Source organism: Rhizobium sp. BK313, from assembly GCF_014193655.1.
Classification (GTDB): Bacteria; Pseudomonadota; Alphaproteobacteria; order Rhizobiales; family Rhizobiaceae; genus Rhizobium.
Map to the genome: position 1 here is coordinate 412,832 of NZ_JACHZQ010000004.1, position 15,725 is coordinate 428,556.

General features: G+C 59.9%; 12 protein-coding genes and 1 pseudogene. 7 read left to right on the forward strand and 6 right to left on the reverse strand.

The genetic code is table 11. From position 1 onward, the window contains the following. Nucleotides 1-60: 60 nt before the first annotated feature. The 5 genes and pseudogenes from FHT86_RS22140 to FHT86_RS22160 all read left to right on the forward strand — a co-directional run. Nucleotides 61-267, forward strand: a pseudogene (locus tag FHT86_RS22140) (tripartite tricarboxylate transporter permease); the annotation flags it as partial. A gap of 514 nt (nt 268-781) precedes the next feature. Continuing rightward, nucleotides 782-2,797 (forward strand): protease modulator HflK, encoded by a 2,016-nt coding sequence (locus FHT86_RS22145; RefSeq protein WP_133709620.1) that lies wholly within the window; start codon nt 782-784, stop codon nt 2,795-2,797. Beyond that, complete coding sequence (gene hflC, locus FHT86_RS22150; RefSeq protein WP_133709621.1) at nt 2,794-3,804, forward strand: protease modulator HflC; 1,011 nt, start codon at nt 2,794-2,796, stop codon at nt 3,802-3,804. The genes FHT86_RS22145 and hflC overlap by 4 nt, the downstream gene beginning before the upstream one ends. 2 nt (nt 3,805-3,806) lie before the next feature. Continuing rightward, nucleotides 3,807-4,847: a protease modulator HflK gene (gene hflK, locus FHT86_RS22155; protein ID WP_133709622.1), complete on the forward strand. Its 1,041-nt coding sequence runs from the start codon at nt 3,807-3,809 to the stop codon at nt 4,845-4,847. Next, the gene (locus tag FHT86_RS22160) at nt 4,844-6,787 is read left to right on the forward strand and encodes a heavy metal translocating P-type ATPase (RefSeq protein ID WP_133709623.1); all 1,944 of its coding nucleotides are present in this window, start codon (nt 4,844-4,846) and stop codon (nt 6,785-6,787) included. Before hflK ends, FHT86_RS22160 begins: the two co-directional genes overlap by 4 nt. 299 nt (nt 6,788-7,086) lie before the next feature. Here the strand turns inward: FHT86_RS22160 and FHT86_RS22165 are convergent, their stop codons facing one another. From FHT86_RS22165 to FHT86_RS22190, 6 genes are all read right to left on the reverse strand, one after another. Next, nucleotides 7,087-7,836 (reverse strand): ribonuclease activity regulator RraA, encoded by a 750-nt coding sequence (locus FHT86_RS22165; protein ID WP_133709624.1) that lies wholly within the window; start codon nt 7,834-7,836, stop codon nt 7,087-7,089. Nucleotides 7,837-7,857: 21 nt separating this feature from the next. Next, entirely contained in the window at nt 7,858-9,021 is a 1,164-nt protein-coding gene (locus FHT86_RS22170; protein ID WP_133709625.1) for a mandelate racemase/muconate lactonizing enzyme family protein, read from the reverse strand. A gap of 33 nt (nt 9,022-9,054) precedes the next feature. After that, nucleotides 9,055-10,152, reverse strand: a complete 1,098-nt coding sequence (locus tag FHT86_RS22175) for an ABC transporter ATP-binding protein (protein WP_133709626.1) — start codon at nt 10,150-10,152, stop codon at nt 9,055-9,057. A 10-nt stretch (nt 10,153-10,162) separates the two neighbouring features. Then, nucleotides 10,163-11,053 carry a carbohydrate ABC transporter permease gene (locus FHT86_RS22180; protein WP_133709627.1) on the reverse strand — a complete coding sequence of 297 codons (891 nt, stop codon included), beginning with the start codon at nt 11,051-11,053 and terminating at the stop codon, nt 10,163-10,165. Further along, nucleotides 11,050-12,009: a carbohydrate ABC transporter permease gene (locus FHT86_RS22185; protein ID WP_133709628.1), complete on the reverse strand. Its 960-nt coding sequence runs from the start codon at nt 12,007-12,009 to the stop codon at nt 11,050-11,052. The genes FHT86_RS22180 and FHT86_RS22185 overlap by 4 nt, the downstream gene beginning before the upstream one ends. A 73-nt stretch (nt 12,010-12,082) precedes the next feature. After that, complete coding sequence (locus FHT86_RS22190) at nt 12,083-13,561, reverse strand: sugar ABC transporter substrate-binding protein (protein ID WP_133709629.1); 1,479 nt, start codon at nt 13,559-13,561, stop codon at nt 12,083-12,085. Between the two features lie 208 nt (nt 13,562-13,769). Between FHT86_RS22190 and FHT86_RS22195 the strand changes: the two genes are divergently transcribed. Together FHT86_RS22195 and FHT86_RS22200 are read left to right on the forward strand one after the other, a co-directional pair. After that, entirely contained in the window at nt 13,770-14,480 is a 711-nt protein-coding gene (locus FHT86_RS22195; RefSeq protein ID WP_133709630.1) for a GntR family transcriptional regulator, read from the forward strand. 52 nt (nt 14,481-14,532) lie between these two features. Beyond that, nucleotides 14,533-15,699 carry a mandelate racemase/muconate lactonizing enzyme family protein gene (locus FHT86_RS22200; RefSeq protein WP_133709631.1) on the forward strand — a complete coding sequence of 389 codons (1,167 nt, stop codon included), beginning with the start codon at nt 14,533-14,535 and terminating at the stop codon, nt 15,697-15,699. The last annotated feature ends 26 nt before the right edge of the window (nt 15,700-15,725 follow it).

Here is a 15,725-nt window from a genome sequence, read left to right on the forward strand (position 1 = left end):
GAGCGCTGCGCCGGGAGCGTCCACTCTAACCCGGCTTGGTGCCACAAGAGCTCGTCCTAAATCCTCTGGGGGATCATTGCTTCCATGTGGACCAGCAATCTTATGCTGGTAGTGCTGAACCTGCCGCTGATCGGGCTCTGGGTGAAGCTGCTGACCATTCCTTATTACCTGCTCTTCCCGATCATGGCCTTCTGCTCGATCGGGGTTTATAGCGTCAATTCCAACGTGTACGACCTCTATGCTGTCGCCTTCTTCGGTTTCGCCGGCTCCCGGCGTAGTTTACCGGAGATGCGTCCAGTCGTGCCCGCCGCGCCTGATAATCAGCACCCCCTCTGACTCGATATGGATCGCAGGCGCTATCGCGCCATTTGATTTCGAGGATCCAATCCGGCCCCCTCGGCTTTCGGCAGCGCAAGGCCGAGACGACGGGCTCGGGGAGGCGTAAGCCGACTATGGCCCAACGGGCGAAACGCCCGGCACTCTCCGGCATTTTCAGGGACTGGGTGATTTCATGTCGTCGACGGGACAAACCCGTTGCTGGCCGTATGCCGGGAATATTCCCGTCCGCGAGAAGCCGTCGTTGATGGGGTGCTCCGTCGTTCGTGTGATGATGCTCACGCATCCATCAGCCTCCTCAATCAATGTGGGACCTTGCGGATAGATAGACGATACGTAATAACGTATCCGCTCGTTTCGAGCCTAAACGCTTCGAACATGGCAATTGAGTCTCTTATGGGGTCAGTTGCTAAGTGATCGCGGTCGGGGGAAGGCAGACATAAGCATGGCAACGCCAAAAATGAATTGCGACGAAACGCAGCGCCACTTTGATCTTAAAGACCGAGCGGACTTCCAACTTGCGGCGGCTCAGGCGCACGATCTTGCGAGCCAAGGCTTCAGCATTTCGATTTTCGCAGCCCTGCTTTTGCTCGCCGCCCTAGTTGCGAATACCCTCAGCCTCAATACGATCTGGATCGCGTTCCTCTGCAATAACGCGGCTGCGCTTATCCTCTTCGGTGCTGGACTACGATCGGCCTACGATGTCGTCCGATGGCGTCAAGAGAAAGCCGGCCTCCCCAGCATCCCGTTCGGCGCGCCGATGCGTTGGCTCGTCGCTTTCCTGAGCTCTCCGTGGTCCACGAAAGGGCCGGATCGAATTGGGCCCTGGACCGGCAGTCCATTGTCCGTAGGCCAGGCGCTCTTTTCGCACATCGGCGCCCGCCCGCTCTGGGTCTTCGGCCTTTCGCTGTTGGCATGTCTCATCGTGTCTTCCGATTGGTCTTTGAGGACAGACGATATAACGATCGGAACGCTGGCCTTCCTCATCATTGCGGCCTGTCTGGTGTTCGCCTTCTTTCTGCTGGTGACGGAGAGGAGGCTCGCGGCCGTCGATACCAGCGAATGGCCAGAGGCAAAAGCAATTTCACAATTGGCACGAGTACCCATCCTCGTACTCGTTACGTCTTGCTTCTGTCTTTACCTGAGCGCTCGCGGCTCCAGTCTATCCGTCGAACTTTTGGCGGCGCTGGGTGGCTTTATTGCTCTTATCGGGCTTGAATTTCTGCTCCGTGCAATTGTCTCGATGTTCCGCCCGCAAAACGAGAACCACGAGCCGTCGTTGATCACCAACAGCTATGTCGCGAGCCTCCTTCAGTGGCCGCCTCAGCCCTGGATCGGTATTCAGGCAGAGTTGCGGACCAGGCACGGTATCGATCTTCGACAGATTTGGGCTGTTTCATTCATTCGTAGGGCCGCCCCGGCTATCATTCTCGGAACCATCTTTCTGGACTGGATGTTAAGCGGCGTCCGCGAAATTCCGATAACCGGCCGGGGCGTCTACGAAAGGTTCGGCAAGGCCGAAGGCGTCTTGCATTCCGGCCTTCACGTCGGCCTTCCTTGGCCGTTTGGTCGCGTCATCCTCCTCGAGAATGGCAGCGTGCATGAACTGGCAACCTCCGTCAGCACGAGAGACGGCAACGCGCCCCTAGCCGATGCCGAAGGACCAGCGCCGGAAAGTGCAAACCGGCTGTGGGATGCCTCGCACATCAGCGAAAAATCGCAAATCATCGCTGGTGGCACCGGCGGCGGACAAGGTTTTCAGATCGTCAACATGGACGTGCGCTTCGTCTACCGCATCGGTCTTTCGGATCAGGCAGCGATGAAGGCGGCCTATCGGGTCGCCGATCTCCCGGCCTTGATCGAAAGCACCGCGAACCGCGTATTGGTGCATGATTTTGCCAGAAGGACACTCAATGATGTCTTGAGCGAAGGCCGGCTGTCACTGGCAAACGATATCGCCTCGGCAGTCCAGAAAAACATGGATGAGTTGAACAGCGGCGTCGAAATCCTGGCGGTCGTCGTCGAGGCTATCCACCCTCCAGCCGGCGCAGCCAATGCCTTTCACGGAGTCCAGGCAGCACAGATCAGCGCGGAGGCACTTGTTGCGCGCCAGCGGGGAACGGCCGCCGAACAGATCAACGACGCGCAGTTGAACGCCAGCCTTCAGCGGGACAATGCGGCGGCGACGGCAAGGGAAGGCATAGCGGCTTCGGAGGTCGCAAAGCTGCGCTTCCAAGCCGAGCAATCCGCCTTCCACGAGGCCGGACAGGCCTTTCTGACAGAGGAATATTTCAATCAACTGACGATGGGACTATCCCACTCGAAGGCTCTCGTCCTCGATCACCGCATCGGCGGCAGCATCGCTCCGACCCTCGATCTCCGGAGCATGACGGTGCCGGTCGATCCCGACACCAGTGCCGAGCCCAGCACTCCACACCAAAGCGAAGAAACTGGCCCATGACTGACGCGCACGCCCATCCAGACTCGGACCATCGTGGTCATGATCATCATCATTCTCACGGCAATGATTACAACGAGACGATGCCCTTTCGGTGGTCCCGCCTGATCGTCGCGATGATCGTCGTCGCCATCATTCTGATCGCCGCCTGCCTCGTCCAGGTGAGATCGGGAGCCGCGACCATCGTCACCAGATTTGGCAATCCGACTCGCGTTCTGATCGATCCCGGCCCCGCCTTCCGGCTTCCCATTCCCCTGGAGAAGACCATCGACGTCGATCTTCGCGCCAAATCGACGTCCAGCGGTCTGCAGGATGTCGGAACCAAGGATGGGCTGCGGATCATCGCGCAGGCCTATGCCATCTGGCAGGTCCCGTCTGATCCGGATGCCATCAAGCGCTTCGTCCGGTCGGTTCAGAACCAGCCGGACCAGGCAGCAGCGCAAATCCGCACGTTCCTCGGATCGTCGCTGGAGACCACAGCCAGCAATTTCGAGCTGTCCTCACTGATCAATCCCGATCCGGACAAGCTCCGGATCGATGCCCTCGAAACGCAGCTCAAAGCCCAGATCACACAGCAATTGTTCGATACCTACGGCTTGCAGGTTGTCGCTGTCGGAATCGAGCGCTTGACCCTACCTTCGGTGACGTTGAGCGCCACCGTCGACCGCATGCGGGCCGAGCGTGAGACGATCGCCACCGAACGTGCGGCTGTCGGCAAACGCCAGGCTGCGGAGATTCGTTCCGCAGCCGAACGCGACGCGAGAGTCCTGCAGGCGGACGCGACCGTGAAGGCAGCCGACATAGAAGCCAAATCCCGCGTCGAAGCAGCTCAGATTTATGGAACGGCCTATAAAAGCGCGCCGGAGCTTTATGAACTGCTTCGCTCCCTCGACACGCTCGGCGCCATCGTCAATTCCAACACCCGCCTTGTCCTGCGCACCGACGCGGCGCCTTTCCGGGCCCTGGTCGATGGACCACCCAGCGCCGCGTCGGCGAGCGGAGCGCGTTAGAGATGCGCACCGTCGGGGATAGGAATTCGATGGCGCAACATCAGGCCGTTCGTCTGGTGTCCGGGCTGTTGTCCGCGATCATGGTGCTGGCGGCAGTCGGCTGGGCGACATCCAATGTCAGGGAGATCGCGCCGCAGAACCGGGCCGTTGTCCTTCGCCTGGGTGCCTTTAACCGGGTGCAGGAATCCGGCCTGTTATGGGCCTTACCCGCGCCCTTCGAAAAGGTTCTGCTTCTGCCCGACGCCGCAACGGTTTTGGAACGCCGGATCAACGGATTGCTTCGCTCGCCCGCGGCTCAGACCGGCGAGGCCGACGCGGCGACGGAGAGCGATACTCTCGCGGGCTCGGGATATCTGCTGACCGCCGACGCCAGTGTGGTTCAGCTCGACATCCGCGTCTTCTATCGGGTAACTGATCCCTTCGCTTACGCTCTGCAGCAGGAGCACGTCCTTCCGGCGTTGGACCGCCTCGCCACCCGCAGCGCCGTCGTGATCTGCGCCTCAAGAGACCTTGACAGCATTCTGGTCGCGCGCCCGGAGCTGGTCGCGCCCAACAGCGATATCGCCGAGCGTCGCGAACGGTTGCGGGCCGACCTGGTGAATAGCATCAACGCCAGCCTAAGCTCCTTGAGAGCGAGGGGCGTGGGCCTCGGGATCGAGATCGACCGAGCCGACGTTCAATCCGCGCTTCCGGCGACGGCCGTCAGCGCGTTCGATGGGGTATTGACCGCAAGCCAGCAGGCAGAGCAGGCGATTGCGTCAGCGCAGAACGACGCGGAAAAGGACAAGCAGGCCGCTGATCAGGAAGCAGACCGGATCGTGCAGGTGGCAGAAGCCCAAGCTAGCGAACGTCTGGCAAAGGCGCGCGCCGACACGGCCACCGTCACTGGCTTTGCAAGCACGCAATGGTCCGATAGCGATCCCGGTCTTCTCTGGCGCCTCTATCGAGATCGCGTTGCACAGATCCTGTCGCAGGCAGGCTCAGTGGTCACGGTCGACCCCAGGGACGACGCCCGCCTCATTCTGCAGGGAGCCGGCAAATGAGTGTAGCAACAGATCTTTCCCACGGCTCCCATGGCCACGAGCATCATCATGGCCATGTGCTCAGCACCGGTCTGCTGACGGCAAACGAAAAACAAGCAGCGGCCGTCCAACTTACCCTGGCCATGATCGCTTTGAGCCTACTCGCTCTCGGCATCGCCTGGCGCTGGCTTGCGCCTGACGAAGAGGGCGTCGGCCAGCTTCTGCTCGCGGCCGCCTCGCTGATCGTCGCGGTTCCCGTCATCCGCTCCGGTTGGCATAGTCTGCGCCATCCGAGCCTACATGGTATCACCGATCAGTTGATTGCGCTGGCGATGTTGGCCGCCTGGGCAACCGGAGATCTGCTGACCGCGGCCCTTCTCCCGATCATCATGATATTCGGCCATGTGCTGGAGGAACGCAGCGTCATCGGATCGAAAGAAGCGATGGAGGCGCTGGCGCGTCTGACCCGTAGCCACGCACGGCTGATCACGCCGGAAGGCTCGACGCGTGAAGTCGACAATATCACGCTGAAGCCGGGCGATCTGGTGGAGGTCAGAGCGGGAGACCGCATTCCTGCCGACGGTCGTGTCCGGAAAGGACGGGCAAGCCTCGACACCGCACCGATCACCGGCGAATCCCTACCTCTCGAAGTCTCCGCCGGCATCGACGTCTTCGGCGGTGCGATCAACCTGGACGGTCGACTTGAGGTCGAGATTACCCGAACGGGCGAGGACTCGACGCTCGGAAAAGTCATCGCATTGATGCAGCGCGCGGAAAATTCGAAGCCGCCAATCACCCGGCTGCTGGAGCGTTACGCTCAGCAATATCTCGGCTTCGTCTTGACGGTCGCGGCGATTGCTTGGTTCCTCACCTACAACGACCAAATCATGCTTGCGATCCTGGTCGCGGCTTGCCCGTGCGCGCTGGTCCTGTCCGCGCCGGCGACCGCGGTTGCCGGCATTGCGGTCGCGGCGCGCCACGGCATCCTCATCCGGAGCTCGGCATTCCTGGAGGAGCTGGCCGATCTGACGTCGCTGGTCATTGACAAGACCGGCACGCTCACCTTTGGGCGACTTCGGTTGCAAGAGATTAGAATGACCGCGAATGCGGACCGGGAAGCTGTTCTGACTTTAGCGGCATCTTTGGGGGCTGCCAGCAGCCATCCGGTTAGCCGGGCCATGGCATCGCTCGTCGCCCATGACGCATACTATCCGCTAACGAATGTCCGGGAGATCCAAGGCCTGGGTGTGATTGCCGCCGGAATCGCCGGCGAAGTCGCACTTGGACGCCCCGAACTGTTCGAACGTATGTCCGTCAGCGTTCCTTCCATTCCCCTGCATGACGGTCCGCTCGCTGGGATGTCCATCAACGGAGACTTCATCGCCTGGCTACTCCTGTCGGACACGATCAAGCCGGAGGCCGCGGATGCTATGATGGATTTGCGAACGCTCGGTCTCAATCGTCAGCTCCTGCTAACCGGCGACCGCCAGTCGGTCGCGCAGACCTTGGCGCAGGAGATTGGCATAAATGACGTCATGGCTGAGGCCCTGCCCGCCGACAAGCTGAAACGTGTATTGCACGAAACGAATAGCGGCTTCAAACCTCTTGTCGTCGGCGACGGGATCAATGACTCGCTCGCGCTGAAGGCGGGCGCTGTCGGGATCGCGATGGGCGCGGGCGGCGCCGATGTCGCGCTGGCCTCCTCAGACATCATCCTGATCGGCAGCGATTTGCGACGGCTCGGCACGTGCATCCGCCTCAGCAGACTATGCCGCCAAACATTGAAAACCAACGTCATCATCGGCCTCGGCTGGACCGTGGCGATCGTTGCATTGGCGGGATTTGGTTTTCTTGGAGCGGCGGGAGCCGTCGTCGCTGCGATCCTGCACAATTTCAGCACCTTGCTGGTGCTCGCCAACGCCGGCCGGCTGATGAGATATGACGACCCACTCACGGCGTGAGGCAAGATCTGCTTACACAATCGGCTTACCACTTCAATTGAAATCAGGAAGTGAAAGGCACAGTCAGCCAGTCGACGGAACGCTGCAGCCACCTTATGGCCTGTAAGCTCGAATTCAAGACCGACCTCGACGTCTGCACCGGTGAAGCGGCCGATCAGGCAGTGCCGTCGTAAAAGACGGTGGATCTCGACTTGTTGCAGAACCTTGATGAGATCATCGCGTCATCCGCTTCGGCACCAACGCATAGATGCCGGCGATACCCCAGAAGGTTCGCTGCCCGTCTCGGGTAATCCCATAGGCTAACTTCGGTTCTCCAAGCGGTTTGTTTTGCGCCACTCTTCGTACTCTCCGCGGGCATCGTCATGCAGCGGATAGTAGCGCTGCAACGACCCGCCCTCCATAAGCTTCACTCGCGAGAACTCCTCCCAATCGTGATGCTTTTGCGACTCTTCGATTACCTTCGAGGCCATTGCGACTGGAAGCACCACCACCCCGTCGTCGTCGGCGACGATGATGTCGCCGGGGATTACCGTGACACCGCCACAGGCAATTGGAACGTTGACGGCATTGGGATAGATGCTGGTCTGCACATGGTAGTTGGGTGTCCAGCCACGCAGCCATAGGGGGAGATCTAGCTTCTCGACATTGGGCCGATCGCGCATGCATCCGTCGATTACGATGCCAGCGCCGCCTCTGCCTTTGAAATACGTCGACATCATATCGCCAAAGACGCCCGAGCTCATGTCGCCGCGCGCGTCGACCACGACCACATCGCCCTCTTGCGCGTGATAGAGCACGTGCCGGTGCAACTGCGTCTCCGGATCGGCATATTCTCCCTCGGTGAAGAGGTCCGGCCGCTGCGGCATGAACTGGAGCGTCAGCGCCGGCCCGACGATCGACTTCCCTCGGTTCTGCGGCACGGGACCGACCATGTGCGGATTGCGGAAGCCCATGTGGCCAAGCGTGCCGGCAACCGTCGCGGCGCCGATTTCCTTTAGCGCGTCAATCAGGTCTTTGGACGGTCGCGTAATGTCGGAAGTATGCGTCATTTTAAACTCCGGTGAATGAAACTACCAGTTCGTAACAGAACCGTCGCGGCGCTTCAGGTGAGGCGCTTCCCAGAAACGAAAGCTCTCCGCCTTGACCGCCTCTTCGTTGACCTCGACGCCGAGTCCCGGCAGATCGCGGACCGGATAGTCGGGGCCGTCGAGCCGTGGTTGCACGGGGAAGAAGTCGGAATTGTCGAAGCCCAGCTTTGTTTCGGGCACCCTGGTCTCGAGCCAAGCGAAATTCGGCACCGCGGCGGCGAGATGGATGGTCGCGGCCGTACAGACTGGGCCAAGGGGATTGTGCGGCATCAGGTCCACATAGTGCGCCTCGCTCCAGCCAGCCACCTTCATCGCTTCAGTGAGCCCGCCAACATTGCAAACATCGAGCCGGTTGAACTGATGGATGCCGCGCTCGATGTAGGGCAGGAACTGCCACTTGCTGGCAAATTCCTCGCCGATGGCGAACGGGATGTCGGTCATCGTGCGCAGGGATTCGTAGGCCTCCGGTGCCTCGTCTCGTATCGGCTCCTCAAGGAAATCAAGCACGCCACGGCCGAGCTTGTTGCAGAAGCTCGCCGCCTGTGCCACCGACAACCGATGGTGATAGTCGATGCCGAGGACGACGTCGTCGCCCAGCACCTCGCGCGCCGTGTTTAGCATGCTTGCGGTAGCGCCGATCGATTCGCGCGGCTCAAAGATGTCCTTGCTGTTGTGCCCGATGGGAAAGAAGCGGATCGCCTGCCACCCCTGTGCGCGTAGTTCGCGGGCTCGTTCGATGGCAACATCGCCCTCGGCCTCGTCACCGGTCGAGGCGAAGGTAGGAATGCGGTCGCGCTGCTTGCCGCCCAACAGTTCGTAGGCCGGCACCCCCAGCGCCTTGCCCTTGATGTCATGAAGGGCAATGTCGATGGCGGAAATCGCCGCCTGCAGAACGCGCCCGCCTTCGAAGTATTGGCTGCGATAAACTTCTTGCCAGATCCGACCGATCTGCATCGGGTCGCGGCCGATGAGAAACTCGCGATAGTGCTCGATCGCGCCGACCACGGCCTTCTCGCGACCGCTCAAGCCGCTCTCGCCCCATCCGAAGATGCCGTTGTCGGTCTCGACCTTCACGAGCATCTGGTTGCGTGTTCCTACCCATACTGGATAGGGCTTGATAGCGGTGATTTTAAGCTTCGTAGTCATCCAAACCCCCGTTCCAGACGCAGCGGCTCTGTCTCAGTTGGCCTTGAGGGCCATTTCTGTTTCGCCGTCGAACAGATGCATTCGCTCCTGGTCGAACTCGAGCCAAATCGGCTCGTCGGGCGTGACGGCAATGGTCGGCGGCACGCTGACGTTGACGATGGCGCCGGACAGGAACGCCTGTACGAAGGTGACGTCTCCGGTCGGCTCCACCGTGTAGGCCTTGGCAGGAATGCTTCCTGGCACCGCACTCTTGTGCAGTTTGATCGTCGAGTGACGTGCGCCGAGCACGACTTTTTTGGTGGTTGCCCTCGCCACCTTCTGGGCGTTGTGTGGCGAGAGCTCGAGGCGCCAGCCCTCCGCGCTGGTCAACGCAGTATTGCCGCTTGCCGTTGAAGCCTCCAGCGGAACAAGGCTCATCGCCGGGCTGCCGACGAAGCTGGCGACGAACATGTTCACCGGATGGGCAAAGACCTGCGCCGGTGAATCGTATTGCTGCAGGTAGCCGCCGTTCATCACCGCCATCCTGTCGGCCATGGTCACGGCTTCGAGTTGGTCGTGCGTCACATAGATGATCGTTGCCTTGAGGTCCTGGTGGAAGCGCTTGATCTCCGACCGCATCTGCACGCGCAGCTTCGCGTCGAGGTTGGAGAGTGGTTCATCCATAAGGAATACGGCCGGATCTCGAACGAGGGCGCGGCCCAGGGCCACGCGCTGCTGTTGCCCGCCCGAAAGCTCGCGCGGCTTGCGCTCGAGCAGCTGCGTCATGTCGAGCACTCGCGCTGCTTCCTTGACCTTCTTGTCGATCTCGTCCCTTGGCAGTTTGCGCATCTGCAGCGGGAACGCCAGATTTTTATAGACCGTTTTTTGCGGATAGAGCGCATAGTTCTGGAACACCATTGCGATGTCCCGGTCCTTGGGGTCGAGGTCGTTGACCACCTGGTCCCCGATGACGATATCGCCCGATGTGATGGGGATCAGCCCTGCTACAAGATTGAGCGTGGTTGTTTTGCCGCAGCCTGAAGGGCCGACGAGCGCAACGAATTCGCCGTCATTGACGGTCAGCGAAACATCGTTGACAGCTTTGAAGCTGCCATAGGTCTTGACAAGATCTTTGAGGACGACGTGGGCCACCGGCAACTCCCTAGTGCTTAACTGCGCCTTCTGTAAGGGCGCGTACGAAGTATCGTTGCAGGACGAGGAACAGAACCACGACGGGAACACTCATCATGAAGCTGGCCGCCATTAGGCCCGGAAAGTCCGTCGTATTTTCCGAGAAGAAGCGCTGGATGCCGACAGGCAGTGTCAACTGCTCGTTCTTGGAGAGGAAGGTGTAGGCGTAGATATACTCGTTCCACGCGCCGATGAAGGAATAGATCGCCGTGGCGATGATTCCTGGCGCCGAGAGCGGCATCACGATCAGGACAAAAGCCTGGAACCGCGTTGCCCCGTCGATGCGCGCCGCCTGCTCGAGTTGCACCGGGATGTTGTCGTAGAAGCCCTTGAGGAGCCAAATTGCCAGCGGCAGGCCGAATGTGAGGTAGGTGAGGATGAGCGATCCATGCGTGTTCACCAGCCCGATCGCGCGCATCAGGATGAAGAGCGGCACGAGAAAGATCACTGCCGGGAACATGTTGCGAAGCAAGACGGCGAAAAACAGAAAGTTCCGCCCCGGGAAGGTGAAGCGTGAAAACGCGTAGGCCGCAGGAACCGCCACGATCACCGAAAGGATGGTCGTGGCGGTGGAGACGAAAAGGCTGTTCCAGAAGAAGCGCAGGAAGTCCTGGCCGACGCTATTTTGCGGATCGAGCAGCTTCTGGTAGCTGGCAAGGGTGGGTTGGTCCGGCCACCATTGCGGCGGGAATTGCATGGCCGCGAAGCCGGACTTGATCGAGGTGATCAGCATCCAGATCATCGGCAATGCGGTGTAAAGCAGCATGAACACAAGGAAGATGCGTCCGCCCCACCGCCATCCATCGATGCGCATACGGCGACGCGCCTGGCCTCGATAAGCAGTCTCGGCAATCGCGCTCATTCGCTTCCACCCTTCTGTTCGTTGCCGCTCAGCGCACGGACGTAGAAGTAGCCGAGCGACATCAGGATCAGGAACAGCAGCACCGAATAGGCCGATGCCACTCCCCAGCGCTGGCGACCGAAGGCGAGTTCATAAATGTGGGTGATCCAGATATGCGATGCGTTCGACGGCCCGCCGCCGGTCATGATCCAGGGGATGATGAAAGAATTGAAGTTTGCCACTGCCAGCAGAAGGATCGTCACCGTCGAGACGTTTCTCAAGTGCGGAAAGGTGACGTGCCAGAACCGCTGCCATGCGTTGGCTCCGTCGACTTTTGCGGCGCGCAGCAACTGGTCGGGAACCGTCTGCAGGCCAGCCATCATCATGATCATGGCAAACGGAAACTCTCGCCAAATATTGACGACGATCAGCGAGGGCAGCACTGTGTTGACGTTGTCGATGAAATTCGGCGGCCGGTCCGCCAATCCGAGGCCAACCAGCACCGCGCCAATGATCCCAAAGTCCGAATGGTAGATCCACTTCCAGATATAGGACGCGGCGACCGCGCTGATGACCCAGGGAATGATCAGGACGGCGCGCAGGATGCCACGGCCGACAAAGTCACGATGGAGCGCCAGCGCGCTGGCAAACCCCAGGACAAATGAGATGAAAGTGGATCCCAGTGTCCAGATAAGAGTGTTCGAGGTGACCTTCCAGAACACCGGACTTGTGAGGATGGCGGTGTAGTTGTTGAGGCCGATGAAAATCTTGTCCCGGAGCTGCAGGCCAGGCGGTGTATTAAAGAACGACAGCTCGATCGTGTAGTAGATTGGATAGGCTATGACGATGAGCATCACGGCGATCGCAGGAAGCACGTACGCGTAGTCAGCGCGATGCTCCCAAACCTTTCGCAGCACGCCGGACCTAGCGGGTTGCTGTCTTCGGCCACCCTCGGCCTTGCCAGTCAAGATCGTCACTGTGCCCTGCCCTTATTCTTCGGAAGAAGCCGGCTGCAATCGAGGCGCAGCCGGTCAGATCGGCAGGCGTGGACTAGAGTCCGCCGTCCATCAGGTCTTTTACCTTCTTGGCTGCGTCGTCCGCTGCCTGGTCGACGGTCATGGCTCCGGTGAGGGCATTCTGCAGCATGTCCGGGACGATGATGTTCATGATTTCGGGGGACTGCGGCAGCGCCGGGAACGGGATGCCGTATGGCAACATCGAAGTCGTGACATCGAGGAACTTGATATTGTCCAGACGTTCCTTCATCCATTTGGTCTTGAAGCCGTTAAGGTTTCCCGGGTTCGAGCCGGCGTAGGCCATCTTCAGCGACCATTCGGGGCTCGCCCACATGCAGCCGAGAGCCTTTGCAGCCGGCTCGTCCACCTTGCCGCCCTCGACATATTCGGGCTTCAGGATGTGAAAATTCGAGCCGCCAAACACGACGGCACGCTTACCGTCAGGGCCAGTCGGAATCAGACCGTAGCGCATGTTGTCTATGACGGTCTGCGCTTTTTCCTTGTCGCTGCCCGTCGTCTTCTTCTGCAGGTCGAGCATGACGTTGTAGTCGGACGGGTGCGAGACCATCATGCCGAGCTGGCCAGCGAGGAACAGTGGCTGGTTATCTGCCTGCTGATTGGTGAGTGCCGAAACCGGAACCGACTTGTCGCGAACATACATATCGTACGAGGCTTGCAGCGCCGCCTTGCTCTGCGAACTGTTTAGCTCGACCTGCTTATAGGTCGGGCTCGCGGTGGCCTCGTCAAAGACGCCGCCGCCATAGGCCCACAGCTGCGGCATGAAGCGATACGGCGTATTGCCGGCATTCTTGCGCGCCACGAGGCCGTAACCGGCAATGCCGAGCTTGTCGTGGATCTGCTTGGAATACTTGACGACGTCGTCCCAGGTTGCTGGAGCCTTGTCCGGATCGAGGCCTGCACGCTTGAAGATGTCAGCGTTCCAGATGAACGCCATCGTTTCGTTATTGGTTGGAATGCCGTAGGTCACCCCCTCCCAGGCCACGGCCTTCATTGCGCCGGGCCAGAAGTCATCGGTCGAATACCCTATATCCTCGGGTTTGAGCGGTTGCAGATAGCCCTTTGAGGCGAACTCGGTGCCGCCCAGGATCTGCAGGCGGACCGCCATGGGCGCTGCGTTGCCCAGAAGTGCGGTCCGGAACTTGTCCAGAAGGTCATTATAGGTGAGGGCTTGTTCCTCAAGCTGGATGTTTGGATAGGTTTTGCGGAAGGTCTCGAAGAAATCCTTGTAATACTGGCGCAGGAGGTCGGGGTCGCCCTCGAACACGCCCTGATACCAGAAAGTCAGTCGCCCCTTATAGTCGAGCGGGGTGACCTTGGCGCAATCGCCTGCCGTGTCAAAATCCTGCGTGCCGGCAATGGAGCGCACGTACTCCGGCGACCACTTGCTCAAGTCGACCGGCGCACCCAGCGCAGACGCGGACATCAACGATACCATCAAAGCAGTGGAAACAGTGCCGCGCAGGACGGCACGGCCGAGTGAAATCCTCGTCATAGGTATCCTCCAGGTTCTCTCCCATGCCGCTCTGCATCGAGGCGAGCGGTCTTTGCTCCCCGGCCGCGGGACTATCCACCCAATGTATCCCTCAGACCTTATCATACGTTTTCAGATCGTAGATTGCCTGTCAATCGAAGAAATCGTACATTGTTTGCAGAAGCCTCGCGTGATATCCGAGCAATCTGTGTATTGATTGGGGACAGTCTTGGCCGAAACAAGCGATTTTAAAGCACAGCCACCCGAAGGGATCGACGCTATCGGGGCCTCCAGCGAGGGTGCCTCCCTTTATCAACTGATCAGGGAAGACATCATCGAAGGGCGGCTCGCTGCCAACGAGCGGCTTGTGGTCACCGATCTCGCCCGGCGCCACGGCACCTCAACCAACCCCGTGCGCGAAGCTCTGCAACTGTTGCGCGGGGAGGGCTTTGTCACCCTCGTTCCCAACCGCGGAGCGCGCGTTCGGCCCATAGATCAGGATTTTGTTCGGGACATCTACGAGATAGGAGTGTTGATCGAGCCGGCACTGACGCGATGGTTCGTGAATATGGCCACCGTCGAGGACATTGCTGAACTCGAACGCATCCAAGGCCTGATTGAAGAGAACAACTTCGCCGACACGTTCAGGCACAGCGAGCTGGACACTGCCTTTCACACCGTGATGTACCAGAAGCACTACAACCGCCATGCCGCCGAGCTTTGGTGGAAGCATCGTGAAGTGCTTCGAGCCGTAAGCCGGCGTTTCAACTTCACCCTCGCCCGGCGTGCCGTGATCCTTAGCGAGCATCGCGAGCTCATCGCGCATGTAAAAGCGGGAAATGCGGACGAGGCAGCCGAACTCATTGCACGCCATGTTGAGGGCTCCGGCCGGCACATCCTCGAACACATGCGCGCGCGTAACGCCGCTCGGGCAGGATAAATACATAGCCTGGAATATCGTTATCCCGACCACTTCACTAAAGGCAGTTGAGATGAAAATCACCAGCGTACGGCCGTGGCTAATCAGATCCGATGCTTCTTATTGGGGAGAGTATTTGTTCGTCGAAGTGACCACCGACGAGGGGGTGAGCGGCTGGGGAGAGATCACCACCACGACAAGGCTCGCCAATCGCGCCCTCTGCACAATCCTGCGGCAGATCAGTGCCGCTGTAACAGGCGAGGATCCGGCGCGTATCGAGTATCTGTGGCACAAGGTATTCCGCAGCTTCACCTACATGGGCAGTCGCGGCGCCGCAGTCGAATGCGTGAGCGCCATCGACATAGCCCTCTGGGACATCCGAGGCAAAGTCCTTGGTAAGCCGATCTACGAGCTGTTGGGCGGACCAGTACGCGATGAAATTGCGCTCTACACCCATCCCAACCAGGCCAAGTTTACCAGCAAAGAGGCTGTGGTCCGCGAAATTCGAGACATCGTCGAGTCCGGCCACACGGCGCTCAAGTTCGATCCCTTCCCCCACCAGGGCCGCACCGTCGATGGACAGCCTCGCGAACAGCGGGACGGTTACCTCGATGGCAGCATGACCCGCAAAGACGAGCGCGAAGCCGCCGAACTCACGGCTCTGATCCGCGAAACGGCGGGCTCTGATGTCGACATCCTCATCGATGCACATGGCCGCTTCGACGTTCCCACCGCCATCCGCCTTTGTCGGAGCCTCGAGGAAGCTGGTCAGATCGACTGGTTCGAGGAGCCCTGTCCGCCCGAGAGCCTCAACGCCCTCAAGCAGGTCCGTGAGAAGGTCAGTGCCGCGATCTCGTGGGGCGAGCGCGGCCACACGAAGTGGGATTTCGTGCCGGTGCTCGAGAACAAGCTCGCTGACTACATCATGCCGGATGTCACCTGGACCGGTGGCATTACCGAACTCAAGAAGATTTCTGCCCTATGCGAAGCCTACTACATCCCGGTCTCGCCGCACGACGCCGCAGGGCCGATCAACGTGGTCGCGGGAGCCCAAGTGATGATGACCGTTCCTAACTTCTACAAACTCGAAACGTCGGAGTGGAACCTGGGCAAATACGATCACCTCATCGACAGACCACTCGATGTTTCGAACGGCAGCCTCAAGCTTACGCCCAAGCCTGGTCTCGGCGTTGAAATGAACCGCGACTACCTTCAAAATCACGAGATAGAGCTGGACTAGCTAGCGACGCTCTACGCCGCCCCGGC

Excerpts from the sequence above, each read along its gene's own strand:
- FHT86_RS22145 (WP_133709620.1), top strand. The coding sequence starts at position 782 with ATGGCAACGCCAAAAATGAATTGCGACGAAACGCAGCGCCACTTTGAT.
- hflC (WP_133709621.1), top strand. The coding sequence starts at position 2,794 with ATGACTGACGCGCACGCCCATCCAGACTCGGACCATCGTGGTCATGAT.
- hflK (WP_133709622.1), top strand. The coding sequence starts at position 3,807 with ATGCGCACCGTCGGGGATAGGAATTCGATGGCGCAACATCAGGCCGTT.
- FHT86_RS22160 (WP_133709623.1), top strand. The coding sequence starts at position 4,844 with ATGAGTGTAGCAACAGATCTTTCCCACGGCTCCCATGGCCACGAGCAT.
- FHT86_RS22165 (WP_133709624.1), bottom strand. The coding sequence starts at position 7,836 with ATGACGCATACTTCCGACATTACGCGACCGTCCAAAGACCTGATTGAC.
- FHT86_RS22170 (WP_133709625.1), bottom strand. The coding sequence starts at position 9,021 with ATGACTACGAAGCTTAAAATCACCGCTATCAAGCCCTATCCAGTATGG.
- FHT86_RS22180 (WP_133709627.1), bottom strand. The coding sequence starts at position 11,053 with ATGAGCGCGATTGCCGAGACTGCTTATCGAGGCCAGGCGCGTCGCCGT.
- FHT86_RS22190 (WP_133709629.1), bottom strand. The coding sequence starts at position 13,561 with ATGACGAGGATTTCACTCGGCCGTGCCGTCCTGCGCGGCACTGTTTCC.
- FHT86_RS22200 (WP_133709631.1), top strand. The coding sequence starts at position 14,533 with ATGAAAATCACCAGCGTACGGCCGTGGCTAATCAGATCCGATGCTTCT.